This is a genomic window from Chroococcidiopsis sp. CCALA 051, assembly GCF_003015105.1.
In the GTDB taxonomy this organism is placed as follows: Bacteria; Cyanobacteriota; Cyanobacteriia; order Cyanobacteriales; family Chroococcidiopsidaceae; genus Chroococcidiopsis; species Chroococcidiopsis thermalis.
Genome location: NZ_PYCI01000032.1, coordinates 20,013 through 46,088 on the forward strand (window position 1 = coordinate 20,013; position 26,076 = coordinate 46,088).

General features: G+C 44.9%; 27 protein-coding genes. 7 read left to right on the top strand and 20 right to left on the bottom strand.

What is annotated here, in order from left to right:
- Nucleotides 1-139: 139 nt before the first annotated feature.
- The 9 genes from C7Y66_RS10165 to C7Y66_RS10205 form a co-directional block, all read right to left on the bottom strand.
- The gene (locus C7Y66_RS10165; protein ID WP_106545487.1) at nt 140-907 is read right to left on the bottom strand and encodes a hypothetical protein; all 768 of its coding nucleotides are present in this window, start codon (nt 905-907) and stop codon (nt 140-142) included.
- A gap of 490 nt (nt 908-1,397) precedes the next feature.
- Complete coding sequence (locus C7Y66_RS10170) at nt 1,398-1,862, bottom strand: NADAR family protein (RefSeq protein WP_106545488.1); 465 nt, start codon at nt 1,860-1,862, stop codon at nt 1,398-1,400.
- Between the two features lie 263 nt (nt 1,863-2,125).
- Nucleotides 2,126-3,046: a LysR family transcriptional regulator gene (locus C7Y66_RS10175; RefSeq protein WP_015153086.1), complete on the bottom strand. Its 921-nt coding sequence runs from the start codon at nt 3,044-3,046 to the stop codon at nt 2,126-2,128.
- Between the two features lie 279 nt (nt 3,047-3,325).
- Nucleotides 3,326-4,114: a carbon dioxide-concentrating mechanism protein gene (locus C7Y66_RS33360; protein WP_106545489.1), complete on the bottom strand. Its 789-nt coding sequence runs from the start codon at nt 4,112-4,114 to the stop codon at nt 3,326-3,328.
- Between the two features lie 180 nt (nt 4,115-4,294).
- The gene (locus C7Y66_RS10185; RefSeq protein WP_106545490.1) at nt 4,295-4,930 is read right to left on the bottom strand and encodes a transferase; all 636 of its coding nucleotides are present in this window, start codon (nt 4,928-4,930) and stop codon (nt 4,295-4,297) included.
- A gap of 234 nt (nt 4,931-5,164) precedes the next feature.
- Nucleotides 5,165-6,865: a ribulose bisphosphate carboxylase small subunit gene (locus C7Y66_RS10190; protein WP_106545491.1), complete on the bottom strand. Its 1,701-nt coding sequence runs from the start codon at nt 6,863-6,865 to the stop codon at nt 5,165-5,167.
- A 55-nt stretch (nt 6,866-6,920) separates the two neighbouring features.
- The gene (locus C7Y66_RS10195) at nt 6,921-7,235 is read right to left on the bottom strand and encodes a EutN/CcmL family microcompartment protein (protein WP_015153090.1); all 315 of its coding nucleotides are present in this window, start codon (nt 7,233-7,235) and stop codon (nt 6,921-6,923) included.
- Between the two features lie 6 nt (nt 7,236-7,241).
- The gene (locus C7Y66_RS10200; RefSeq protein ID WP_015153091.1) at nt 7,242-7,583 is read right to left on the bottom strand and encodes a carbon dioxide-concentrating mechanism protein CcmK; all 342 of its coding nucleotides are present in this window, start codon (nt 7,581-7,583) and stop codon (nt 7,242-7,244) included.
- Nucleotides 7,584-7,657: 74 nt separating this feature from the next.
- Complete coding sequence (locus C7Y66_RS10205; protein ID WP_106545492.1) at nt 7,658-7,966, bottom strand: carbon dioxide-concentrating mechanism protein CcmK; 309 nt, start codon at nt 7,964-7,966, stop codon at nt 7,658-7,660.
- 668 nt (nt 7,967-8,634) lie between these two features.
- On the opposite strand from C7Y66_RS10205, the gene C7Y66_RS10210 reads away from it, so the two are divergent.
- The 4 genes from C7Y66_RS10210 (at nt 8,635) to C7Y66_RS31740 (ending at nt 13,668) form a co-directional block, all read left to right on the top strand.
- Complete coding sequence (locus C7Y66_RS10210) at nt 8,635-10,482, top strand: NAD(P)H-quinone oxidoreductase subunit F (RefSeq protein WP_106545493.1); 1,848 nt, start codon at nt 8,635-8,637, stop codon at nt 10,480-10,482.
- 145 nt (nt 10,483-10,627) lie between these two features.
- Nucleotides 10,628-12,124 carry an NADH-quinone oxidoreductase subunit M gene (locus C7Y66_RS10215; protein ID WP_106545494.1) on the top strand — a complete coding sequence of 499 codons (1,497 nt, stop codon included), beginning with the start codon at nt 10,628-10,630 and terminating at the stop codon, nt 12,122-12,124.
- Between the two features lie 169 nt (nt 12,125-12,293).
- On the top strand, nt 12,294-13,424 hold the full coding sequence (locus tag C7Y66_RS10220) for a CO2 hydration protein (protein WP_106545495.1): 1,131 nt from the start codon (nt 12,294-12,296) through the stop codon (nt 13,422-13,424).
- Nucleotides 13,425-13,491: 67 nt separating this feature from the next.
- A complete protein-coding gene (locus C7Y66_RS31740; RefSeq protein ID WP_199197350.1) occupies nt 13,492-13,668 on the top strand; it encodes a hypothetical protein in 177 nt (58 codons plus the stop codon).
- A 96-nt stretch (nt 13,669-13,764) separates the two neighbouring features.
- Here C7Y66_RS31740 and C7Y66_RS10225 read toward each other — a convergent pair whose 3' ends face one another.
- From C7Y66_RS10225 to C7Y66_RS10265, 9 genes are all read right to left on the bottom strand, one after another.
- Complete coding sequence (locus tag C7Y66_RS10225; RefSeq protein ID WP_106545496.1) at nt 13,765-14,040, bottom strand: BrnA antitoxin family protein; 276 nt, start codon at nt 14,038-14,040, stop codon at nt 13,765-13,767.
- The gene (locus tag C7Y66_RS10230; RefSeq protein WP_106545497.1) at nt 14,003-14,278 is read right to left on the bottom strand and encodes a BrnT family toxin; all 276 of its coding nucleotides are present in this window, start codon (nt 14,276-14,278) and stop codon (nt 14,003-14,005) included. Before C7Y66_RS10230 ends, C7Y66_RS10225 begins: the two co-directional genes overlap by 38 nt.
- A 171-nt stretch (nt 14,279-14,449) precedes the next feature.
- Nucleotides 14,450-14,590: a hypothetical protein gene (locus tag C7Y66_RS31745; protein ID WP_199197351.1), complete on the bottom strand. Its 141-nt coding sequence runs from the start codon at nt 14,588-14,590 to the stop codon at nt 14,450-14,452.
- Nucleotides 14,591-15,026: 436 nt separating this feature from the next.
- Nucleotides 15,027-15,317, bottom strand: coding sequence for a GNAT family N-acetyltransferase (locus C7Y66_RS10240; RefSeq protein WP_199197352.1), 291 nt, complete (start codon nt 15,315-15,317; stop codon nt 15,027-15,029).
- A 146-nt stretch (nt 15,318-15,463) separates the two neighbouring features.
- Nucleotides 15,464-16,207, bottom strand: coding sequence for a carbonic anhydrase (locus C7Y66_RS10245; protein ID WP_106545498.1), 744 nt, complete (start codon nt 16,205-16,207; stop codon nt 15,464-15,466).
- Nucleotides 16,208-16,310: 103 nt separating this feature from the next.
- Nucleotides 16,311-16,607 carry a nitrogen regulatory protein P-II family gene (locus C7Y66_RS10250; protein WP_015157004.1) on the bottom strand — a complete coding sequence of 99 codons (297 nt, stop codon included), beginning with the start codon at nt 16,605-16,607 and terminating at the stop codon, nt 16,311-16,313.
- Nucleotides 16,608-16,611: 4 nt separating this feature from the next.
- On the bottom strand, nt 16,612-17,583 hold the full coding sequence (locus tag C7Y66_RS10255; protein WP_106545499.1) for a sodium-dependent bicarbonate transport family permease: 972 nt from the start codon (nt 17,581-17,583) through the stop codon (nt 16,612-16,614).
- A gap of 255 nt (nt 17,584-17,838) precedes the next feature.
- Nucleotides 17,839-18,480, bottom strand: coding sequence for a Uma2 family endonuclease (locus C7Y66_RS10260; RefSeq protein ID WP_106545500.1), 642 nt, complete (start codon nt 18,478-18,480; stop codon nt 17,839-17,841).
- A 34-nt stretch (nt 18,481-18,514) separates the two neighbouring features.
- Entirely contained in the window at nt 18,515-19,138 is a 624-nt protein-coding gene (locus C7Y66_RS10265; RefSeq protein WP_106545501.1) for a hypothetical protein, read from the bottom strand.
- Nucleotides 19,139-19,252: 114 nt separating this feature from the next.
- Here C7Y66_RS10265 and cobU point away from each other — a divergent pair, with 114 nt between their 5' ends.
- Together cobU and C7Y66_RS10275 are read left to right on the top strand one after the other, a co-directional pair.
- Nucleotides 19,253-19,831, top strand: coding sequence for a bifunctional adenosylcobinamide kinase/adenosylcobinamide-phosphate guanylyltransferase (gene cobU, locus C7Y66_RS10270; protein ID WP_106218812.1), 579 nt, complete (start codon nt 19,253-19,255; stop codon nt 19,829-19,831).
- A 132-nt stretch (nt 19,832-19,963) separates the two neighbouring features.
- Nucleotides 19,964-20,389, top strand: coding sequence for a hypothetical protein (locus C7Y66_RS10275; RefSeq protein WP_106545502.1), 426 nt, complete (start codon nt 19,964-19,966; stop codon nt 20,387-20,389).
- Between the two features lie 31 nt (nt 20,390-20,420).
- On the opposite strand, the gene C7Y66_RS10280 is transcribed toward C7Y66_RS10275, so the two are convergent.
- Entirely contained in the window at nt 20,421-21,386 is a 966-nt protein-coding gene (locus C7Y66_RS10280) for a ribonuclease Z (RefSeq protein ID WP_106545503.1), read from the bottom strand.
- A gap of 1,128 nt (nt 21,387-22,514) precedes the next feature.
- Between C7Y66_RS10280 and C7Y66_RS10285 the strand changes: the two genes are divergently transcribed.
- On the top strand, nt 22,515-25,358 hold the full coding sequence (locus C7Y66_RS10285; RefSeq protein ID WP_106545504.1) for a polysaccharide biosynthesis protein: 2,844 nt from the start codon (nt 22,515-22,517) through the stop codon (nt 25,356-25,358).
- A 64-nt stretch (nt 25,359-25,422) separates the two neighbouring features.
- Here the strand turns inward: C7Y66_RS10285 and C7Y66_RS10290 are convergent, their stop codons facing one another.
- Nucleotides 25,423-26,019, bottom strand: coding sequence for an FHA domain-containing protein (locus tag C7Y66_RS10290; RefSeq protein WP_106545505.1), 597 nt, complete (start codon nt 26,017-26,019; stop codon nt 25,423-25,425).
- Nucleotides 26,020-26,076: the final 57 nt, after the last annotated feature.

The following is a 26,076-nucleotide window of genomic DNA, read 5'->3' on the forward strand; positions in this document are numbered from 1 at the left end:
AAATAAAAGTAACAGTTACTTGCCAAAATCCTCAATATGTGAAAACCGAACATCAAGTAGAGAATTCCTCCCTATGACAGAGGGGCGTACATCTGTACGCCCCTCATATCCGAATCGCAATTTCGTGTAGAGAAACAAATTAGGAAAACAAACTATATCTCTGTAATTGGGTTTCAATTGTTTTGGGCAAAATTTTATTTAATTCTTTACTATCTTTAAATTGTAGAGTTTGTAAAGATGGTAAATCGAAGGGTAATTGTCCTTCTAAATCTCGCTGCATGTGTGCGAGTAAAATTTGCTCGGAACGTTTTGTTTGAATCGCATAGCCAATTTCTACGCAAACATTAGGGCTAGGAATTAACTGATTGCTGTCCTCTTGAGAAATACTCGTAATTGGCGTACTATCGGCAATAAATAGTAAACTTTTACGAATGTTGAGCAGCATTTGGCGATTGAGCCGGAGCGGATTCTCTTTAGAACGATAAGATTCTACTAAGGATATAGGTAAGCGCGATCGCTTATTTAATGTTTCTAGGGCTTGTTGCAATCCTTCTCGCAAAACTTCGCTAGCTGCGCTATATTCTATTTGGTAAGATAAAAAAATTGTCGGGTCTTGTAGAGCAGATACTGCTTGCTTAGTAAAGTAAATTTCGTGACTAATTAAGTCAATATTCGAGATAACGTAACCACCGCTACCCTCAATATAAAACTCGACAGCCTCTCCTTCTAAATAGCGCTGAAACCATGCCGATTTTTTAACTTCCTCGCTGTCGTTTAAAAAATCAGCTCTCAATCCCGATTTCAACAGACTATTCTTACTCAATCGCAAATCGTGAGTGCGTTTTTCTAATTCTTTAACTGGCTCGTATTTTTCTAGAAACCAAGCTTTGAGCGCAATGATTGCCATTCTCGATTTAACCGTAAAACAATAACACCCAAGCTAGCACTAGCTGAGGAATTTCCTCTGTCTTTCAAGCTTAGGTAGGGATATTCTGAACTCTACCTTACTAATACTAGTAAATTAATACTAGTATAGCAAGCTCGGATATATTGCCCCCTATTTGCGCGTATTTGAGGAAATATCAACCTGTGAGTTGGGTGTTATTTTTATTCGATCGGACAGAAGAGAAATCAGCAGTTCTTGTTTACCTCTTAACTCAATAGAAGTTAGCTTTTCAATCTGCCAATTGAAGCTCTTTTGCTTCAAGTACTAAATTATCACTATGAATTTTAAAGGTAATATGTTAGAAAATAATCTTTACCTTTTCGGTAAAAGTTAATTGAGTAATGGGTAATGGGTAATGGGTAATGGGTAGTTGGTAGTTGCACCTGAAGCCCACCTGCCCACCTGCACACAAAGCTCACCTGTCCCCTACTCTCTGATAACTGATAACTGTTCACTGATAACTGATTTTGGCTATTTCTCGAATTTCCTGACGCACGCTCATCAAGATCTTCCCCAGATAGTTCTGACCCGTGCGATCGCAACCGCAGCCCCAATAGTAATCAGTCGGCGAGTTTTCTACCAGTAATTCGTCTCCAGTTGCAATCAAAATCGATTGAATATCGGGATAGGTAAGAAACTTCTGGCGCACGGCGACGTGCATGACCTGGGTTTTGACTTGTTCCCAATCGGAACGAACTTGAAGAGTGCGATCGCGTCCTAGTGCGGCAGCTTGCTCTGGTGTTGCCGCAGCATGAATGATAGGAATAATGGCTTCATTAGCACTACCGACAAATTTTTGTGCTTGATAATAATGCTCTACTGTTGACCAGTAAGTACCCTGGATGTCGATCGAGTGGGGTGAAAAGTTAGAAAAACACCCGTAAGGTTCGCATACCTTGTAAAAGTAGATTGCCATTCGATTAAATCGTTTTTATTTTTAAATACTTTCTTTAATCGATTATTACAGTTTCTTTGCAGACACCAAATCTATTCAGCCCATTTCAGAGGGCGGATATAGCGTTCCCATTGAAATGCGATACGTTTGTAGGGGCGCAATATTTGTAGTAGGGGCGCACAGCTGTGCGCCCTACCGATCTGCAATCAAAAACTGCTTTGAGATCGGCGTGATGGACACCAATACCAATAAAAAGGAAATGAGAGATGCGATCGCCAGCGTCTCTACAGCGTTCCTTTTGTTTGTTCTACAATTTGCTGGGCAGCATTTAACAAATACTCAAAATAAGTACGGGCGACGACAGACATTTGCTTGCCAGCAGGATAGACCATATACCAGTTGCGTTCGATGGGGAAATATTCCACATCCAGCACGGTTAATTCTGGATTAGCCGATTCTGGGATGATGGTGTGGCGCGAGAGGACGGAAAGACCCAAACCCCCTGCGATCGCCTGCTTGATTGCCTCGTTACTGCCTAATTCGAGCTTAACTTTCAGCTTAATCCCCTGCTCGTCAAAGAGCTTCTGTACCGCCGTGCGCGTTCCCGATCCTGGTTCGCGCAGGATAAACGGTTCTTCGCTTAGTTGTTGCAAGGAAATATTTTTTTCCCCTGCCAGCGGATGATTGGCTGGCGCAAGCACGACTAAGGGGTTTTCTAAAAATGGCTGGAAACCGATATCGAGATGTTCTGGTAGCTGACTCATGATATACAAGTCGTCCAGATTCTCCTTCAGGCGATCGACAATCCCTGAATGATTCGTTACCTGTAAGGCGATATCAATCCCTGGGTAAAGCTGGCAAAATGGTCCCAACAGGCGCGGTACGAAATATTTGGCAGTGGTAATGACTGCAAGTCGCAATCTCCCCTGCTTCAAACCTTTCAAATCTGCTACCGTCATCTCAAATTGAGCGAGTTTCTCAAAAATTTCCCGACAGGTAGCAAATAGTTCTCGTCCTGCCTCCGTGAGGTAGAGGCGCTTACCCACTTGCTCGAATAGAGGTAGACCCACCGCCTTGGTTAGCTGCTTCACCTGCATGGAAACAGTCGGTTGGGTTAAAAATAACTCTTCTGCGGCACGGGTAAAGCTACCATTGCGCGCCGCAGCTTCAAACACCTTTAATTGGTGAAGCGTTGCTTGCTTCACTGCTATTCTCCTAGCAGATTGAATTATAGATATGTACCTATAATACCTATTAAAAACAATGGCTTTTATTTATAGTGAATATGAGTTACCATTCTTTACAACTGAAAGAGCGTAAGATGACTTCCAAGCAGCGTTGCACGTCGCTATGGGGTGTAGGGAATTGATTTACTCTTCTCCTGTGAATGGTCTAGCCCACCAGCCGCAGAATTTCACCGACATTTCATCAGCGCGTGCGATGCTTTTCCTTAGTTCTTATGACGAGCTGTCTAATAGCAGCAATTACAGATCGCGAGGGATGATTTCTTCTTCTTTAAGTGGCACGGGCAAATTAGCTAAATCTGGTAATTGTACGAGTTCTTTTTCCTTTTCCTTCTCCTTGATGGCGAGTGGTAGTTGTAAAGGTTGCTGTTGCTCGATCCAGCAGCTTGCCAGTGGTAAGGTCTGTTCTAAATCGTCCAAGGGTCTAGGAATCACCATCACGGCGTTGAGTTCGCCAATCCGTTCTGCCTCGTACATTCCTGCTTCTACAGCGACGGCAACATTAGATACGCTACCGCGAATGATGACGGTACACAACCCAGCCCCAATGCGTTCGTAGGAAGCAAGTTGCACGTCGGCAGCTTTGAGCATGGCATCGGCTGCACCTACCATTGCAGGAAATCCCCGTGTTTCTAGCAGTCCGACAGCTTGATGGCTGAGGCGGCTGTAACCTCCGGCTGTCAATTGTTGCAAGCGCAGACCAATTGGTAATACAGCTTCTAGATTCGGCAAGGGACGAGGTATGACTAATGAGGAAACCAATTCGCCAAAGCTTTCAGCCGTTGCCGCACCTTCCCTCACGGCGAGGCGAACATCGGCAGTACGACCGCGCACGATTGCCGTACAGTGCCCGCCGCCAATCTTCTCGTATCCTACTAGGGTGACTTCAGCAGTCTTGAGCATCATGTCTGCCGTCCCAACAATCGCGGGAAAGCTGCGGGTAGATACCAAGCCTAAAGCCATTTCCTGAAAGTTTTGTACCCGATGTTCTTGCCCAGAAGTGGCGAACCCTTGATTCTGTGTCTGCATGGTAGATCTAACCGATTTTAGATTCTAGATTTTAGATTTTAAATGAGGATTTGTCGGTGCGTACCGCGACAACGCAAGTCAGAATAATTCTAAAATCGTCAGTCTGGGCATTTTCCGGCTTCATCCTATTTACAGATAAAGTTAATCCCATCCAAATTCCAAATCTAAAATTGCCTTGACTTAGGTTCCTTGAGATGGAGGAGTATCTGGTGGTGGTTGGTTCAATGATTGACTATGGGGAAACAACGTTGCCATCAACCGCGTGATGGAAGCTTTACCATAAACAATGCGATCGCCACTCGGTTGAGTTGGTTCTAGTTGACTTTGTGATGCCGATCCAGCCATCTGACCGTTAGACTCAGGTGTTGCTCCAAGTGTTGCCGATGTTGGTGGCGATGGCTGAGTTGCATCAGTTGGCGGTGTCGGTGCTGCTTCAACCTCAACAGTAGAATCTACCGTTAAGTGACGGCTGGTATCTCCTAGCAAAGAACCTGGAGGAATCACTTGTTTGGGAGCGACAGAACAATTAAAAACTGTCGTTGCCGCACCGACGCAAGCATTTGCTCCGATTGTAGCTTTACCTACCACTAAAACCCCAGCTCCGAGATTAACTCCCGTCTCGATCTCTACATTTCCGTCATGGGCGTGCAGCACGACTCCCATGCCAATACATACTCCCGCTGCAATAATAATTTTACTGTTTGGGTCGGCATGGAAAACTACCCCAGGAGCGATCGCTGCCGTGCGATCGATTATCACCTCGCCACTGATATGCGAATTAAAGTTACCAATTGGGTGTAGTGGCGATAAAGACATCTAGATTAAATCCTTTGAACGGGAGTCGGGAATCGGGAAGCGGGTGGAGGGCGAGGTTTCCTCGCCATCGGAACCGCGTAGTCGGGAGTCGGAGAAGAGGAGGAAGACAAGGTGATGGAGATAGTGAGGGAATGAGTTATGTTGTTATTTCCCCTTGTCCTCTTGTCCTCTTGCCCTTCCTTAGCCCCTAGCCCCCCTTCTTTTTCCCTACTCCCTACTCCCTACTCCCTCATCTTATGGACGTTGGATAATCGTTTCCAGCACCCGTCGTTTTTGTTTAGAGTCAATCCCGACCAACCGGACGTATTCACCAGGGTGGTTCGCCAGACAAGTTTCCAGCGCGTTCACTACCTCTGACTCATTTCTGGTAGTAATCGGACTACAACTCTGCCAAGAACCAGTGCGGAAACGGCGTTGGTCTACGTGTTCCGAGCCAATTGTATGCCCAGCTGCCAATAGGTGGCGTACTTGGTCTACAATATCGCCCCCCAGCTTAGAACTCGTTACCCTACCCGAATTGGAACTACTGCCATTACCATATGAAGGAGCAGAGGCGTAGTTAGAATGACCTGCTGAATGACCTGCTGACTGAGAAATCACTGGTCCGTCGGGACGCTGAATAATGGTTTCTAGTACCCGCTGTCTCCGTCTGGGGTCAACGCCGATCAAGCGCACGTACTCCCCTGAAAACTCAGCGAGGCTGGCTTCCACGGCTGAAATAACCTGAGATACCTGGTTAGAGTTAATTGTGCCGCAGCTAGCCCAAGAACCGGTACGGAAGCGGCGTTGGTCTACGTGTTCTGTCCCAACTTGATAGCCTTGTGCCAGCAAACCACGAATTTGCTCTACGGTCTCGGAATCGAGTTTGGAGCTGCCTGTCGAGCCTCCGCCATAGCTGCCACTGCTAGCCGCACTACTGCGGTAGCTGCTACTAGCTGGTGGTACGGTAACTCTCGCCGCGCCGTTACTTTGGATTAAGGCTTGTCCGTTAGGTCTTTGAATAATTGTTTCTAATACTCGTTGCCTGCGTCTGGGGTCAATCCCAAACAACCGGACGTATTCGCCTTCATGTTCTGCCAAACAAGATTCTAAAGCTGCGATCGCCTCTGACTCCGAGCGAGGTTCGAGTGGCGTGCAACTCTTCCACGTCCCAGTGCGGAAACGGCGCTGGTCTACGTGTTCTGTCCCGATTTTGTATCCTTGCGACAATAGGTGTCGCACTTGCTCCACTGCTTCTGTATTCAATCTTCTACCCATGATTCCACTAGCACTCCCATTAACGCCTTTATCCCCATCCGCTTGAGGTTGTGACAACTCGACGCGAATGGGGGTGATGCAAGCCTTATCGTCAGCACAAAGATAACCCGATCGCAGCGCGTTATTGACCCCAATGACGTGACGCGCAAACTCTCGATCTACTTGTTGCACGTCGGGTAAGCGATCGGCTTGCTGTTGGTTGGTAATCGTCGCTCCCGAAGGTACGTACTTCCCAGCCGGGATTTCTACATCTTGGATCAGAACGTGCATCATGACAATGCAACCATTACCAATTCTGGCGTTGAATACGGTGGAACGAAAGCCGATGAAGCAATCGTCTCCTACGTATGCCGGTCCGTGAATCAACGCCATATGAGTAATGGAAGTATTTTTCCCGACCCATACCGAATATTGTTTGCCATCGTCCCCGATCACGCGACCTTGTTCCAGTCCGTGAATCACTACCCCATCCTGCACGTTCGTGCCTGCACCGATATGAAAAGGAGTGCCTTCATCGGCGCGAATTGAAGTTCCTGGCGCGATTAGGACGTTAGAACTGATATGGACGTTCCCAATCACGTTGGAAAAGGAATGTACGTATGCAGTTTCGTCAATCTGTGGCTCTGCCAAATTTTTCGACCAGGGGGTAGGCGGGGCAGCATAGCTGCGGGCTACCATACGTTAAAATCCTCTGAAATATCCTGTTGCTATGAATTGACTTTGCCGCGATCGCCTAAGGAAAGCTCGATCGGTCTTGCTCTCTTTTGCTGTACAGGTTGCGATTGTCTACGCTGACAGTATCGATAATTCCTACTACCAATGCATCTAGGGGACGCGATTGATTGCCGTCGATCTGACGGGCAGCACTGCCGCGACTAACTAAAACCCACTCATCTACACCAGCACCTATCCAATCGGCTGCTACCTCATATTTAGGTAGCAGGCGACCGTCAGCATCGATAAATTGCAACAACAGTAGCTTGGCTCCTCGCAAACTTGGTTCTTTGTGGGTACTGACAACCGTACCCCGAACTTGAGCGATTTGCATTCAGGGTTACGGTCTGTTGTAAGGACGGATACCGCTGACGCTCTCGCGGAACTGTTCTACAGCTTCTGTATAACGAATCGGCAGCACGTATTCTAGGTTTTCGTGAGGACGAGCGATGATGTGGGTAGACAAGACCTGTCCGCCATTCACGCGCTTGACGGAATCTATACCAGCGGATACCGAAGCTTGCACTTCCGAAACATCGCCTCGTACGATCACCGTGACTCGACCGCTACCGATCTTTTCATAGCCCACCAGAGTGACGCGAGCTGCTTTTACCATCGCGTCTGCTGCTTCCACAACTGCGGGGAAGCCCAACGTTTCAATCATTCCTACTGCGATTGCCATTTTGTTTTACTCCGTAACTGAAAGTAGCGTAAGGTTATCAAACTGAAAAACTGAAAGCTGAGGATTTATCGCGGCTAAGTGCGGAACTGTTCTACAGCCTCGGTATAGCGAATTGGCAGTACGTATTCGAGGTTTTCGTGGGGACGGGCAATGATGTGGGTGGAGAGAACTTCACCACCATTGACTCGTTTAGCTGCTTCAATGCCAGCGGAAACCGAAGCTTGTACTTCTGAAACATCGCCCCGCACGATCACCGTGACGCGAGCGCTACCAATTTTCTCGTAACCCACTAGAGTGACACGGGCAGCTTTTACCATCGCATCTGCTGCTTCAACAACTGCGGGAAAGCCCTTAGTCTCAATCATTCCAATCGCGATCGGCATTTTTACTCTTCTCCTTGATGGCGCGTAAGTAAACCTAGTGGATTTAGTTTGACAGTAAATTTTTGACGAGAATACCCATTCTTAATTAGAAAAAAGTCTTCCTGAAATAAGCATAGGGAAGCTTTGCTCCCCTGACAATATAAATCATTATGATAATTTTGAATGAGAATGTTTAAAAAAACTTAACGGTGTATTTTCCGCTCGATCTGACATCTAAACCGCCCCTGTTTATCGCTATTCTACTTTTGTTTTATAATTTTTTAATTACATTTAGATAAAGCAAACTTATAACTCGGCAACTTCAGCCTCTAGAGCGATTGCCGAAGGTCGCGTCTGATGGGTTTAGGAGTTTTTACTGACCGATCGCCACTGACCGACGAAATCTCGCCTGCTTGGGTGCTATAATTGCCTACACTCAAGCTAAATCAGTTTTGCACGAGTAATACAAAGAGTGAAATTTGGCAAGAGTGCAAATCATTTGAGAAAATACTTACCCGGCTGCATTTTGTAAGGAAAAACTATTAATAACAAAAACATTCAGAGAACAAAAATAGTCCGAACGAGATTGACAAACAGAAATTAAAAAACTTCAAACGTCTCTACTGAGAAAACTAGAATTGCTCCCAAATAAAATTTTTTTTAGTTGCAAATAAGTAGGAAAATTGCAAATGACGCAGTTTTTATTCATAAATAGTTGGTGGGTTCCCTTCTACGGCTTGATTGGTGCAGTCCTCACCTTACCTTGGGCAATGGGGATAGTGCGTCGCACTGGACCAAGACCTGCCGCTTATCTAAACTTATTAATGACGGTGGTAGCTTTTATCCACAGCGTTATCCTCTTGAGGGATATGTGGAATCAAGAGCCACAGAGCTTTCTCTTTACCTGGTTCAAAGCTGCCGACTTAGATTTATCTTTTGCGTTGGACGTGTCGCCAGTCACCCTTGGTGCAGCAGTTTTAATTACTGGTTTGAGTCTGCTAGCACAAGTTTATGCCTTGGGGTACATGGAGAAAGATTATGCCATAGCGCGGTTTTTTGCTTTGTTCGGATTTTTTGAGGCAGCGCTATCGGGCTTAGCCTTGAGCGATTCATTGATCCTCAGCTACGCTCTATTGGAAATGCTGACGCTTTCTACCTACTTACTGGTAGGCTTTTGGTATGCTCAGCCATTGGTAGTGACGGCAGCAAGGGATGCCTTCTTAACCAAAAGAGTAGGGGACATACTACTGCTAATGGGTGTTGTTACCCTTGCCTCCTTTGCAGGCAGCCTCAACTTCTCCGATTTATACGAGTGGGCGCAGACAGCTCAACTATCGCCTTTAACATCAACACTACTAGGCATAGCTTTAATTGCCGCCCCAGCAGGGAAGTGCGCTCAATTTCCTTTGCATTTGTGGTTAGACGAAGCAATGGAAGGTCCTAACCCCGCTTCCGTGCTGCGAAACTCGATGGTAGTGTCGGGTGGTGCGTATGTTTTGTATAAATTGCAGCCCATATTAGCGCTGTCACCTGTGGCATCTCAAGCTTTGGTCATTCTCGGCACGGTAACGGCAGTAGGAGCATCGTTAGTTTCGATCGCCCAAATTGATATTAAGCGGGCGCTGTCCCATTCCACTAGCGCGTACATGGGACTGGTCTTTTTATCGGTAGGCTTGCAACAGGGTGGCGTAGCGCTGATGTTGCTATTTACCCACGCGATCGCCAAGGCATTACTATTTATGAGTGCAGGCTCAATTATTGCCACCACGCACACCCAAGATTTAACGGAAATGGGAGGTTTGTGGTCGCGGATGCCTGCGACGACAACGGCTTTTGTCGTCGGTGCAGCCGGACTGGTGACGCTCATCCCTTTGGGTAGCTTCTGGGCAATGGTGCAATGGGCAAACGGCTTTTGGATAGTTAGCCCTTGGGTTGTCGGCGTATTGCTCGTCGTTAATGGTTTAACGACACTCAATCTCACTCGCGTCTTCCGACTCGTCTTCTGGGGCGACCCGCAGCCAAAAACTCGTCGCGCTCCAGAGGTCATGTGGCATATGGCTTTACCTATGGTGTCGCTGACAATATTAACTCTGCTAGTTCCGTTGATGTTACAGCAGTGGGGATTGTTACCGAGTTGGGAAAACATCAACTGGCAAGCAGTCACTCTCTTAATGGCATCAAGTGGATTAGGGCTGGCAATCGGCTCGACAATATACCTGCATAAAGCTTGGTCGCGACCCGTGCAATTGCAGTGGCGATTTTTGCAAGACTTGTTGGGCTACGATTTCTATGTAGATGAAGTTTACAAAGTCACCGTTGTTTTGGCAGTGAATTCGATCTCCAAAATTTCCGCCTGGATCGATCGCTACATCTTAGATGGCTTAGTAAATCTAGTTGGCATTGTCACCATCTTTAGCGGTCAAAGCTTGAAGTACACTATCTCCGGTCAATCGCAAGCCTATATGCTAACCATTCTCCTCGGAGTCGGTCTGCTCGGCTTAATTATCAGCTGGTCTTTAGGATACATTTTTCAATAGATGGTAATCGGTAATTGGTAATTGGTGGTTGGCAATTGTGTATTGTCAATCGCGTCTTGCTATCAACTATTAACCGTTAACTATCAACTCTTACTCATTACCCATTACCCATTACCCATTACCCATTACCCATTACCCAATTCCAATGCTCAGTGCTTTCATTTGCTTACCAGTCTTAGGTGCGGTGCTAATCTGGGTTTTGCCTCCAGGTGAGACCCGATCTCGCTATATTGCTCTAGCAGTTACTGCTGCTACATTTATTTGGAGTATTGTTCTCGGGTTTCGATTCGATCCGGCAGATGGTGCTTTTCAGTTTCAAGAGGCACTACCTTGGATAGATGCTTTGGGTTTGAGCTATCGCTTAGGCGTGGATGGATTATCTTTCCCATTATTGGTGTTGAATGGCTTACTCACTTGCGTTGCACTTTACAGCACCAATAACCAAGTGGCGCGATCGCGATTCTACTATTCTCTCATTCTGCTACTTAATACGGGTGTTGCTGGAGCTTTCCTATCTCAGGATCTCTTGCTATTCTTTCTGTTCTACGAACTGGAACTAATTCCCCTATATTTGTTAATTGCGATTTGGGGTGGCGCAAGGCGCGGCTATGCAGCGACGAAGTTTCTCATTTATACGGCAATTTCGGGCATTCTGATTTTAGCTGCCTTTTTGGGTCTGGTTTTATTAAGTGGTACGGGTTCTTTTGCTTACGAACCTTTACGTACGGCGGCGCTGGGTTTACCGTTGACAGCACAATTGATTTTACTAGGGGCAATTGTTGTCGGCTTCGGGATTAAAATTCCTTTGGTTCCTTTCCATACTTGGCTACCAGATGCTCACGTCGAGGCTTCTACACCCGTTTCCGTGCTGCTGGCAGGAGTGTTGTTGAAGTTGGGAACTTATGGTCTGTTGCGCTTTGGTATGGACTTATTACCAGAGGCGTGGGCGACTTTTGCCCCTTGGCTAGCAACTTGGGCAGTCGTCAGCGTGTTGTATGGGGCTTCCTGCGCGATCGCCCAAACAGATATGAAAAAGATGGTAGCCTATAGCTCTATCGGTCACATGGGATACGTGTTACTGGCAGCAGCGGCGGCGACACCTTTGAGTATTTTGGCAACAGTGTTGCAAATGCTCAGTCACGGTTTAATTTCAGCACTGTTATTTCTGCTGGTGGGTGTAGTTTACGAAAAAGCGGGTAGTCGCGATACTCAGGTGTTAAGAGGACTACTCAACCCCGAACGAGGTTTACCTGTCATTGGCAGCTTGATGATTTTAGGCGTAATGGCAAGTGCTGGAATTCCTGGTATGGTGGGGTTTGTGGCAGAGTTTCTCGTTTTTCGCGGCAGTTTTCCCGTCTTCCCTACCCAAACTCTCCTCAGTATGGTGGGGACTGGTTTGACTGCGGTGTATTTCTTACTCTTGGTAAACCGTGCCTTTTTCGGACGGCTATCACCCCAGGTTGAGAATTTACCTAAAGTTTACTGGTCAGATCGCATCCCCGCGATCGCGTTAGCAATACTGATTGTCGTGTTGGGAATTCAACCGAGTTGGATGGCAAGGTGGAGCGAACGGACAACTACAGCTATGGTAGATAATGTAGAGGCGATCGCTCATCTCGCAGTCAAGAATCCGCAATTGTAAATTGGTTTGAATAAAATCTGTCCCTACTATTGAGATTCATACCTGTAGGGGCAGATTTTGCTAACCAATGTGTGAAACAATAAAAAACAAAGTCTTGTTTTATCAAAAAAACACTTACCAAGCTCTTTGTACAGACGTTGCATTTCATAACTGATAACTGATAACTGATATGGTCAGCATCACTAACAAGCCTACCAGCCATCCTTTAGCAGAATACATTCAAAGGTTGCAAACAGGAGAAGCTCTACTTGCAGATACTCCTGAAAATGTTTTAGAAGTTGTAGGAATTCTCAAAAGCTACGGTGTGGTTTTAGATGCCTACTGGCGGAATTTAACATATATATCAGAAAATCAGTTTTTAGTCTTTTTCCCCTTCTTCAAGTATTTTAACGGTGAATTTTCTATTAGGAAATTACTCCGTCATTGGTGGCACGATCGCATCAATTTTGAATATGCCGAGTATTGCATGAAAGCTATGTTTTGGCATGGTGGCGGCGGTTTGGATGCTTATTTAGATACGTTGGAATTTAAAGAACGAGCAGCAGCAGCGATTCAGGCAAAGTTTAAAAATAATCCTTTAGTTTTGGGATTGAACCAGCTTTTTCCCGACTTTCTACCAGAATTGGTGCGCCAGCAAGCTTATTACAGCGGCTTGGGTCAATTTTGGCACATCATGAGCGATATGTTTTTGAAGCTGAGCGATCGCTACGATCGCGGTGAAATCAAAACTATTCCTCAAGTCGTCGAGCATATCTTGAATGGTTTGGTCGCTGATGCCAATACACCAATTACTTACACGGTAAAAATTAAGGGTAAAGAGTACGAAATTATTCCCAAAAGTGCCGGGTTAACTTTCCTTATGGATACAGCCGTACCTTACGTAGAGGCGGTTTTTTTCCGAGGGACGCCGTTCCAAGGTACAGTATCTTACAACGCTCAAGCACATCAAATTTCCCCAGATCAAGCGCGATTTGCCTACGGTGCGTTATATGCAGATCCGTTACCAATTGGTGGTGCTGGCATTCCTCCGACGCTGTTAATGCAGGATATGCGGCACTATTTACCCGAATATCTGCATGAAGTTTATCGTCGTACCAAGCGCGGTGAAGATGACTTGCGGGTACAAATTTGTATGACTTTCCAAAAGTCAATGTTCTGCGTCACCACAGCCGCAATTTTAGGACTAATGCCTTATCCGGCAAATACGGAAGATCCGTCAGAACAGCAGGCAAATATCACTTACCTAGAAAATTGGATGGATCGGTTTATGACTTCGCGGTTGTTGGATGTGAATAAGTAGAAGGTGGAGGGCGATCGCGCTGTTTTAGACTGGAGGGGTGCGATCGCAATTTATTTTATTTCTGAGGATGACACAAGAATCTTTATCTGAAGAACAATTAGCAGAACTAGCTGAAATTGCTGAACTTGCTAAAATAGCAGAACAAAAAACCAGAGAAATGAGTGAATTTGCTACAGCGATCGCCCAAAAATACCAACAACGCCTATCTCAAATGCAACAGATAGCAGTAGATCGAAGAGATTAGAGGGGTGACGCGATGTGCTTATGCGGTTTGCAAAGCGATCGCGCTGTTTTAGACTGGAGGGGTGCGATGTTCCAATCAGCAATCTCAACCTGCCTGTTATTGATGTGCCTCCATATACGCTCGTAGCAATTGATTGATCTGTGTCTGATAGCCTCGCCCTTGAGACTTAAACCACTCCAATACATCGCTGTCAATGCGGAGTGTAACTTGAGCCTTGGCTTTTGTAGCAGGTAAACCTCGTCGCACTACTGCCTTAGCAAACATTTCTGGTGTAATCTCTGGACAGTCTGACAAATCAATATCCTCATCACTCATTGCATCCAGTCGTTGCCAATCAGTCTGAGAGTTGTTTGAAGTAGGTTCGTTGTTCATATTTCGTCGCTTTTCTTGCAGAAATAATACGAGTGCAATCCTCACGTTCTGTATGGACAACGGCAATCACTCGCCCTTGCAACAAACCGAATGTGACAAAACGCTGCTCTCCATAACTGTAACGATCGTCCTCAACTGTTAAGATATCGCCGTCAAATACGGCTAGAACATCGACAAAATCGATGCCGTGTTTACGAAGATTAGCAAGACGTTTTATTTCATCCGATTCATATTCCATAACTGAACGACAGCTACAATGATTAATTGTAGTTACAAATTGTCGTTACAGCCACTCCTCAAAGTAATTCTGATAGGGAAAATAAAACTCCCTGTTTCATCGCTCGTGAGACTAATCTCAGATTCTACATACTTACCCGCTTGCAATAGATTAATTTTTAGCTTTCCTTGTTCACTGCGCTTTAAGAATAATTTTGACTAAATCTGCCAATACAACTTTGGCTCTTTTGTGTTCTGCTAGTGGAGCCATAATTTCCAGAATTCCATTACCATAGGCAATTCGCGCCGAACGTCGTTCTCCCAACTCAGCCAAAATTCCCTCAAATCCTTACCAAGTCACGGGTTGCAAAGTAGCTTTTTGACCTGGTTCTAAGTATAAGTTGATAGCAGATGTTGGCATGGCGATCGCCCTAAAAAATATTTGTTGCGTCAGTGCATTTGATGGTATTTAGTGTGAGTCACAATTCACAGTATGATAGAAATTCACACTTTTATGCTGAGAGGAGATCGCGCTGTTTTGTGAAGAGAAGGCGCGATCGCGACGGCTATGCATTAAGTTGCCGTGAACAACCTTTGCTTTAATGAGTTGGTATTCTCTACTGCATAGCAAGAGGAGATCTAGTCTTGTATTAAATCTTTAAATACAAATAACGCTCTGGTTGAGCAGCTGCAAGTAACTTCTGTATCATCACCAAAATCTCTCGATAGTCCGTTCCAACCGGGTTTTTATGTTTCGAGCCATTTGTACATCACCAAAGCGTCAACATAGCCTTTCTCAGGATGATTGAAGAAACCATATAGCCACAGTTGCATACATGGCTACCACCGCCTAACTGATTTGACTTTATGTAGTAAGTTCCACATATTTTTGTGTCTTCTTCCACCACATAAGTCTTTCGAGGCAATTTTAGCCAAACTCTCATGGCTTCTTCTCGTGTTATGTCTCTCGGATAAGCATATGTTTCACCTACAGAAGCAATTTCATGAAAGATTAGCCAGATTTCATCAAAGTCACTTTCTTTTGCTTCTCGGATAATCATTTTTAGTCTCTCTCCGATCTGAAACATAACTATTGATTATACGGAAAGTTTCCGTATATCATGCTGAGCGATACAGCCAGAGAAAGGGTTACAAGCATTTTCATCGTAGCGATCGCCTGACTTTTGCAAGTTGAAATTTTTAAATCTCAAGTCACGATCGCAACTTCTCCCGTGTCTAAATCGTATCGTCCGCCAACAATTTTCAATTTACCTTCTCCTACTAGTTGCATTAAAAGATCCGATCGCTCTAATTTTTTCACTTGATATTGCACGTTTGCCACAACTGCATTTTCAATTAAATCTTTTTCCGATTTATCATTTGATTTATGATTAAGTTGCGCGTTAGCGGAGCTTAACGTAGTTATCGCGGGTTCGATCGCTTTAGCAAAACTACTAATTTGACCTGGAAGTGGCTTGCCTTGTACTGCTGCCGTAACTGCACCACATCGTTCATGACCTAGTACCATAATTAGGGGAGTTCCTAACATTGCTGCGGCATACTCTATGCTACCGAGTGCTTCAGCAGTCACGATATTTCCAGCAATCCGCACGTCAAATAAATCTCCAATTCCCAAATCGAATAGGATTTCTGCCGGAACGCGAGAATCGGCGCAACTCAAGAGAGTGGCAAATGGATGCTGTGCGGTAGCCACTTCATGCAAGCGTGTCTGCGACTGATGCGGATGTCTCAGCTTTTGCTGCACGAAACGCTGATTTCCCGCTAGCAATCTTTGCAATGCTGTATTAGGACTATCGGGTTCGATATCCTCTATAACTGCGGCTTGCGCCGATCGCGCGTAACCAAGTAGGCTACTTGCAGCAACGCTAAAACCAACACCCGCTATCTTTAAAAACTGACGGCGATCGATAAATTTATTCTGACGACTCATAATCCTTCCTAACAAAGCAAGTAACTAGACAGCGGCACGCTAGCCACCAGCCACTAGTCACTAATAACTGATAACGTTTGTACAGACGTTACATGTAACGTCTCTAAAGCGAGGCAATACATCTAACCGAACGAATCTCCATCGCATCGGAGATATAACAAGCGCCACCGAATTTATTCAAAACTGGTCGAATATTTTCTATGACTGGCTTCACTTGCTCTGGCATACAAAAAGCAATGATATAGACATTATCTAATTGCGTTGCGTCTGCACCAGGACTTCTACCAACCACGTTGCGGATCACAGTGTGTGCGATGATACCTGCTTTATCCAAGCCTGCTAAAATTTTTGTCAGTTCTACCGAATCCGCAAGGACTTCTATTCTCTTGACTGCGTGCATAATTTTACCCCCAAAGCAGATTGATGCCGTACAAATACAAAGGAATTCCCACAATGATATTGAAGGGAAATGTCAGTGCTAGAGCGGCAGTCACATAAAGGCTGGGATTGGCTTCTGGTAGCGTCATCCTCATAGCAGCTGGAACCGCTATATAAGAGGCACTTGCACACAATACCGAAAATAAAAGGGCATTTCCCTGCGGCATCCCGATCGCTTTTGCTAAAAGTATGCCGATTGCTGCATTAACTATTGGTATCAATATAGAGAAAGAAATCAAAAACGTACCAGTTTTACCTAGATCTTTGATTCTTCCCGCAGCAACTAATCCCATATCTAGCAAAAAGAAGGTCAAGACTCCGTAAAATATGCCTTGAGTAAATGGTTCTTCTACCTTCCAGCCTTTCTCTCCTGACACTGCACCTATTATTAGGCTACCAACTAAAAGAAAGACCGAACTATTCAAGAAAGCTTCTTGCAAAACTTCTGACCAAGAAAAATCGTCATCTTGCTTGTCGATCGCAAATATTTTTACTAAAAGCAGTCCGACAATAATTGCTGGGGATTCCATCAAAGCTAAAGCCGCTACCATGTAACCGCTAAAATCAATCCCTAGTTCGGTGAGAAAAGAACCAGCAGTAATGAAAGTGACAGCACTGATAGAACCATAGGTAGCCGCGATCGCAGCTGCGTTATACAAGTCGAGCTTGATTTTGAGAATAAAAAATGTATAAATCGGCACGATACAAGCCATCATTACCGCTGCCAAAAGGGTGAGTATGACTTCTTGACTGGCTCCGCTTTTGACAAGTTCGTTGCCTCCCTTAAACCCAATGGCAAATAGGAGATAAAGCGAAAAAAGTTTAGGTAATGGTTGAGGAATCTCTAAATCCGATTTGACAAAAACAGCTAACATCCCCAGAAAAAAGAACAGCACTGGCGGACTAAGAACGTTAGACGCAATCAAGCTTACATCCATTCCCACCTCTCCTTGAATCTGCGGGAACAGACGCTCAAAACAGTTTTTAACATCACAAAACTTAATATTTTATGTTAAATGCGATCGCCGGACAATAATCTAGCAACCAAGGTGATTTGACTATTCTAATTTGGCAATTTCTACCATAAAAGAACAGCATGAAGCATAGTTTATCAGAAGATGCAACTATTTCTACATTTGCCAGCACTCATTTGTAAAGAGAAGCGGCACTGCAAATCTAAGTTGCAAATCTAACTATTGTTGAAACTGAGATAGCAACCACGCGCTAACTCTACCATGATTCACTTGGCGAGTTCGCCGCAAAGCTTCTTCTAACAAAGCAATTTCTAAACCTAGTAAAACTTGGGATTGTGTAATTCTTCGGTTACCACCATTTGCTACAGAAAAGGCAAAAATTTCAATATTTTTTACATCGACAATCCAATATTCTGCGACTCCTAACTGTTCGTAAAGCAGACGCTTTTCACCTTTATCATCTGATAGCAAAGTATTAGCCACCTCGATTGCTAAAGTCGGTGGTGGATAGAGATCGAGATTAATAATTGTCGTTCCCCAAGGAATTGCTTCAGCATTGCCACTAATATAGTAAGACCCATCGGGTTGTGCTTCCCGAATACCTGTCTTGCGGTAGGTACAGTTATCTTTACCATTTAAATCTATGCCTTTTATTCCCGCCCAGAGGTGAACGACATGATTAACTATTGAATGGTCGCTGGCACGATCGTTTCCCACTGGTGGCATTTCAATTCTCATCCTCTCGTTGAAATAGTAACCCTTGGCTTTCTCTAATTGCGGATTTTCAATTATCTGAATGTACTCATCCCAACTAGCTTTCACCCAGGTATCTGTTGGTAGCTCGATCTGCGGGATATTCATAAATCACCTCAGCACAAACTGATGAATTAACCTTTCAAAACTTATCGTTGTCTTCTGCGATCGCACTTGGTTTGATTTGAGCTTCCAGTTGTCGTTTTTGGGCTAAAAGTTCTTGGATTTTACGATAGCGCGCGATCGCTACACTCAGCTCCAACAATTGATCCATAGGACAAGGATAAGACCATTGCTCACCGGAGGCATCGAGACCGCACACGCGATAGCTAGTTGGAGATAACGAGCGATCGCTGGATAAATCTGGACGTTCAAACACAATTTCTTCGATCTCGTCGTCCGATTCTGAAGCAATCGGATCGGCATCGATCCAACCATTGACAATTGGACCTTCGTAGTAAAGCGCTTGAATTTTCTGTGCTATCTGTTCTAGAGTGGCAACTGGTGCAGATCGTGGTTTTTCTACTGGAGTTTTGGTTGCTAAAGATGGATTGACACTACTAGCAGAAGATAGTTCGGGTAACTGAGGCGATTGGGGACGTTCGCTCTCGATTGCTGACGGTGAAGGTAAATCGACTTTTGGCGCTACTGGCAAAATCTGAAATGAGATCGGGCGATCGGTAACAGTAGACGGTTCAGTAGTAGACTGCTTAAGCGTCTCTAGTTGGTCTAAAGTTGCGTGAATGCGTTGTAGTGCCTGTTTCATGTGTTTATATTTAGTGGCTAGTGGTTAGTGGCTAGTGGCTAGTAGTTAGTAATCAATAGGGTGTAGGGTGTAGTGAGTGGTGCGTGTGTTAATTGCGACTTACGACTTACAGCAATGATGCCAACTTCTCCTTCGAGTCGAATTGTACTCGTTACTGGACCAACTAAATCTGGTAAAAGCGAATGGGCAGAAACTCTAGCAATGCAATCTAGAAAATCGGTGATTTACATTGCGACGGCTCAAACCAATGCTGACGATGCTGAGTGGCAACAGCGGATCTCTCAACACCGCGATCGCCGTCCTGCTGACTGGTTAACCGTAGAAGCTCCAGAAAACTTAACCGAAACAATCGCCACAGCTCCCTCCTGTTGCTGCTTGCTAGTCGATTCGCTAGGAACGTGGGTAGCGAATTTGCTGGAGCAGGATAGCATTACTTGGGCAGCAACGGAGCAAAATTTAATCTTAAGTTTAGAGCGCTTAGACAATAAAGATGTAATTGTTGTAGCAGAAGAAGCTACCTGGGGCGTAGTGCCAGCTTATTCAAGCGGCAGGTTGTTTCGCGATCGCTTAGGTCAATTAGTCCGTCGCTTAGGAGCTATTGCCAACCCCGTTTACCTCATCGTCGGCGGACACGTCCTTAACCTCAGCCTGCTGGGTTCCCCACTACCTACCCCTTTAAACGAGAAACGATAGCATAGAGTCAGTTGTCAGCAAGAGAGTGACTAGTGGCTGGTGACTAGTGACTAGATGAAGAATTCTACTACTAGCCACTAGCCACTAGCCACTAGCAACTCCCTACTCCCTACTCCCTACTCCCTTCTTAAAATGGCATCCACACAAGACGTTAGAAGATATCTCGCATACTGGTTTCAGTTAGGTAAGCATGTCGTCATCCGCGACGGACAAGAACGCTTGCTACCACAACCAGTGATAGAAAGCGATCGCTACAGCCAAGCTTTTGAAGAGTGCTGGCAACGCATTAACGCACCTAATGCAGGCGACTGCTACTTGGAGGCAACAGAGGAATCAGTAGCCGATTTACTCACGCCAGAGTGGGATGTGTTTCCTTGCGCCCGTTGTGCTATGCCCGTACCCGTGCGTAATGTGGGAATGCCTCCGGCTTGCTGTCCTTGCAATGACTTACTGAGTTGGCCCAACCTTGACGTTCCCCCGCCGCGATCGCCAGTCAACTCCCAAGTAAAGCTCAAAGATATACAACAACGGCTGATGTCAATGCGCGATCGCGGTTAGATAGCTTAAATAAATTAGGCACGCAGCTCAACTAGACCTTTGCCGCTTGCTTTTCTCCCTCTGGTTGGCGACGACGGGGAATTTCATAAGTTAAAAAGTCGTGTGCCATTTCAGTTTTGGGAAAGATCGCCCGCGCTTCTTCTAGAAGGTGTTGCAATTGAATGTCATTACCAGGAGCATAGCGAGGGCTAAAATGTGTCATAATTAACAGCCTCACTTGGGCAGCTAATGCTGTTTGTGCTGCCATCGTTGATGTGGAATGCAAACGTTGAAAAGCGAGTTCTGCATCGATATGAGAAAATGTCGCTTCATGAATCAATACGTCTGCACCTTGGGCAAGGGAAACCGCCCCATCGCAGAAAATTGTATCGGTGCAGTAAGCTAACTTACGCCCTGCTTCTGTGTCACCGCATAGATCGACTCCCCGAATTACCCGTCCATCATTGAGAGTTACGGTTTCTCCCCGCTTCAGTTGACCGTATACTCTCCCAGGAGGGATATTTAACGCCTTGGCTTTTTCGACATCGAACCGTCCAGGACGATCTTTTTCAGCAATCCGATAGCCAAAAGCGGGGACGCGATGCTCTAAGAGATCGCAACTCACTGTAAATTCTTCATCCTCGTAAACCATCCCAGGCTGTACTGTATGGACGTGCAGCGGGTAAGATAGATGAGTTTGAGAATAGCGACCGCAGGCGCGGAGATACTCTTCTAACTTTGGTGGACCGTAAATATCAATTCGGTGCGGACTACCCGCTAAACCACAGGTGGCTAGCAATCCCATTAAGCCAAAAACATGATCGCCGTGCATGTGAGTGACGAAAATGCGGTTAATTTGGCTAATTTTTAAGTCACTCCGCATAATCTGATGCTGAGTTCCTTCCCCACAGTCAAATAGCCAGACTTCTGCTCGTTGCGGTAGGCGAAGGGCAACACTAGAAACATTACGCGATCGCGTCGGTACGCCGGAACTCGTTCCTAAAAATGTAATCTGCACTGCGGCTGCTGTCGATCTACGACATGGCTGACGTATTCTTTATCTATACTGCCACGCGATCGGCGATCGTAATCCGCAAATCGGGGTATGGGATGTATTTTGACTTCTGACTTGGAGACTTCCCTTTTGCCTCTCCTCAACCTAGTCGAATCAAGACCCAGTACGATTAGTTTTAGCTTTAGTATTTGGTAGATTCAGGTTGGTCGAGTTTTTGACATACTACAGTTGTGTTCTTATTTTTAGGTTTTTTAGGGCGATTTTAATTACAAAAACGCTTTTTATTAAGATAAATCTAAATATTACCTGTTTTTGCTAGTTTTTCTAGTTGATAATTACTGCTATTTTAATTATTAATAACTGTTTTTATTGGTATGGTAGCTGTAAGCTCAGAAGGTTGTAATACCTCCCTATCTCCAATCTCATTTCCCGTGGTGCAGCTACAGCGGCAAAACCTGTGTCGAAATTTGCAGTATTGCCCTAAAGCCGTGTCGAATTCGAGCTAGTTTGGGTGAAGTTAAAGTTTTTCTTTCACCAAATCTATATGTATCTAAAAATGCTTCGTCAACTGTAATTTTACTGATATTCAGTCTCAGTAAAACTCAAAAGTTTATGAATCTGCGGTAAAAATTCTTTCAAGGGGTGTGAAAGTTGTGGTAAACTCTTAGCGAGCGTTGATATATAGGAGAGGAGGAATACAAAAAAAAGTAATGATTCATAACTCAATTTTTTGCGATCGAACTAGCAAAGTTTAAAGATGCTGATGGAAATGCTGGCATCATATTATTGATTTATCTACAACGTTAAAATCCATTCAATTAAAATAGAGCGTATTAGCTTTTCCTGAAAAAATGGACGAGCAGCTCGGTCTAATTAGGCGAGCATTTTGTCATTAGTGCTAAAGATATCTAAGCACTAGGTTTCTCATGTTTTTTCAGATTTCAAAAATATCGCGGTATCCTGAAATTGGGCATAAAACGCCTGGATTGTTCGGCTATTTACTCCAATTGCAGACTGTAGCGATCGAAAGCAGAGATAAGTATTCGTGCAAAAATTGCATTTAGTATCTGCTGCAAAATCTTAAGTAAATGAAGCTTAAACTCTTCAATTTCCGAAGCACCTGTCAAAAAAATGAAAATCATAGTAGAACAAGTATCCAAAGCTTTATTGGAAATCAGAAATCGACATTTTATTATTCTCGACACAATCGTATTTTCGATCGCACCAATCCTAGCACTGAGTCTGCGCTTGGACGAACTCAATATTATTGAAACCCTTAACACCTATGGGCTGCAATTAGCGATCGTCTCTACCGTATTTATCATCGTAAAACTAAGCATCTTATATAGTTTTGGTTTTTATCGACGGTGTTGGCGCTACGCTAGTATTGACGAGCTGACGCAAATTGTCATGCTGACGTTAGCAGCGATTGTCCTCGAAACAATAATTGTCTATACCTTTAATAACTGGTCTAATTTTTCCGCTGTCTTGCCGCGATCGCTAGCGCTGCTAGATGGAATGCTCAGCCTAATCTTCGTAGGTGGACTTCGCTTGAGCATTCGAGTGGTCGAAAGAGCAAACTACAGGCAGGCTCAACCTAAAAGTAGCGAACGCTTGCTAATTGTTGGTGCAGGTAATGCAGGCGTGACAATTGCCCAACAGATGCAGCAGAACCCACACTTCAATCTTTACCCCATCGCTTTTATCGACGACGATCCGGCAAAATTTCAATTAAGAATTCGCAGTTTACCTGTAGTTGGCGATCGCCATCAGATCCCAAAAATTGTCCGATCCTTGCGCGTCGATCGCGTCGCGATCGCCATGCCGAGCGCCCCTGGCGAAGTCATTCGCGAGATCTTAGATATCTGCCAATCGAGCGGCGTGCGTACCAGCACTTTACCTAGCGTCAGCGAGATCGTCAACGGTTTCAACGGTCGCGTGGCGATCGAAAGCATTCGCGAAATCAAAATTGAAGACTTATTGCGTCGGGAACCAATTCAAACAGACGGGCAAAAAGTCTCGCAGTTATTAACAGGTAAAAAAGTACTCATCACTGGCGCAGGTGGTTCGATTGGTAGCGAACTCTGCCGTCAAGTCTTTCGCTGTCGTCCCGCAGAAATCATGCTGGTAGGACACGGCGAAAATTCGGTCTTTTACATCCAACAAGAATTGGAACGAGTCATGGAAGTGCTGCGGCAAGACGGCGCGATGCAGGGATATATGCCACGCCTGCGCGCTTTTATCGCCGATATTCGCTTTCCATCGCGTTTAGAGTATGCTTTTGACCAATTTCGCCCAGATATCGTTTTCCATGCTGCCGCGCACAAGCACGTACCCCTGATGGAGGTGAACTCACCAGAAGCGATTACCAACAACGTCTTGGGGACGAAAAACCTGCTCGATCTTGCACTGCGATACGATGTCAACCAATTCGTCATGATTTCTACGGATAAGGCAGTTAACCCAACTAATATTATGGGAGCCAGCAAGCGGACTGCCGAAATGCTCGTTCTGCAAGCAGCGCAAAAGAGCGGCAAACCTTATGTCGTCGTCCGGTTTGGTAACGTGCTGGGGAGCAGAGGTAGTGTCGTGCCTACCTTCAAGCAACAAATTGCTAAAGGGGGACCGATTACCGTTACCCATCCCGATATTCGACGCTATTTCATGACAATTCCCGAAGCCGTGCAATTAGTATTGCAAGCGGCGGTTGTTGGCTGTGGCGGAGCCATATTAATGCTAGACATGGGACAGCCAGTGAAGATTGTGGATCTAGCGAAAGATTTGATTCGGCTGTCTGGATTGCAGGTAGATAAGGATATTAAAATTCAGTTTACGGGGTTGCGACCAGGAGAAAAGCTATTTGAAGAACTGTTCATCCCTGGCGAACAGTATGAAAAAACAGAACACGAAAAAATTCTGATTGTCAAAAATGCCAGTAACTTTACGCCAAAAACTTTAAATTCTTTGGTAGAAGCACTGTGTGATGCCGCACGGCAAAATGATGCTCCGGCGATCGCCTTCTTATTACAACAGCTCGTACCTGAATATAAGCCACAAAACTCTCCAATTCCCAAACAATTACCTGCAAGTCAAGAAATGCTGGATGAACTTATCGTTCCAAGATCGAAGCGGCAGCATATTCTAGATACGCCTATTGCTGCACTCGATCGCCAGTCCAAAATTCAGCTACAGGAAATTGAGCAAGCATTCGAGCAGGGTGAGTTTGAGATTCACTACCAACCGATTGTTGTGTTACAAACCAATAGAATTGTTGGGTTTGAAGCACTCTTACGCTGGCAGCACCCCACGCAAGGTATAGTTTCACCTACGGACTTTATTTCTGCTCTAGAAGCAACAGACGCGATTTCAACTATCGGCTGGTGGTCGTTGCGGCAAGCTTGTCAACAGCTACGCCTGTGGCAAGAGTGCTATCCCAACATTCCTTTGACTGTAAGCGTGAATCTTTCCAGTACCCAGTTCGCCCATCCAAGTCTCGTGGCACAGTTGGGACTCGTTCTGGAACAAACTGGATTGAATCCTCGAAATTTGCGTCTGGAAATTCCTGAAAGCGCGATCTTATCGGATATTGAATTTGCGAACCAAAGGGTAATAGAACTCAAAGCATTAAATGTAGAATTACAAATTGATAATTTGGGTATTGGCTATTCATTTTTGAGCTTACTGCAAAGGCTCCCCAATCGCATGTGCTATGAAAAATTCGATCGCCTCAGCGTCGATCGCTCCCTCGTCAATCAGATTGATACTGATGAAGAGAGCTTGGAGATTTTACGGACAATTGTGGCGATCTCCCGCAACTTGGGTGTAGAGACAACGGTAACTGGCGTAGAAACTGCGGCTCAGCTAGCACAACTCAACGCTTTGGAATGCCAATACGGACAAGGCTACTTTTTCGCCAAACCCATTAACAAAGATGCTGCCAGTACGCTGATTAATTCGCAATTGCAACCCTTGTAATCAGTTGTCAGTTGTCAGTCAAGAGACGTTACATGTAACGTCTCTACTTACTGGAGATTAGTGGCTAGTAAAACTCTGATTCAAGCTCCTGCCACGGATCTAATTCCAGAATTGGCTCGACTTCATCTAATTTGATATGAGTCGGGCGATCGCTCAGAGGAATTTCTGTGGCTTCAGGGAAAATAGACGGTAGTTGAATTACAGTTGCTTCTCCTGCATTACTGCCATTCTCATCAAGTTGAATTTCGTCAATCAAAAATTGCTCTTGTAGGTTTTGGCGATCGGAGATTGCTACATCATGAGCGTGACTAAAAACTGTCTCGGCTAAGTCTTGCCGAATTACATCTACTTCTTCCAAAATCAGTACGAATTCTCCAATCCGTAATATATCTCCAGGTTTCAGGAGATATTTTTGATTAACATCAGCTAATTTGCCATTAATTATCGAGCCATTTCTACTTCCAATATCAATAAAATAAAAATCGCCACTTTGCTGCAAAATTTTTCCATGCGAACGGCTAACATCAGCACTATCTAAAACTAAACTTGCAGAAGAAGAGCGACCGATCGAACACTCTTTTTGGAAATTGTTTGTTGCTAGGAAGAGATTAACTTCTTGCGTTTCATTTAGCTTGCGAGAATTAAAAATTTTAATTTGCATAAATCAAAATTCAAAAGTCAGAAGTCAAAAGTAGTTTTTCTTCCTCAGCTTTCTCAG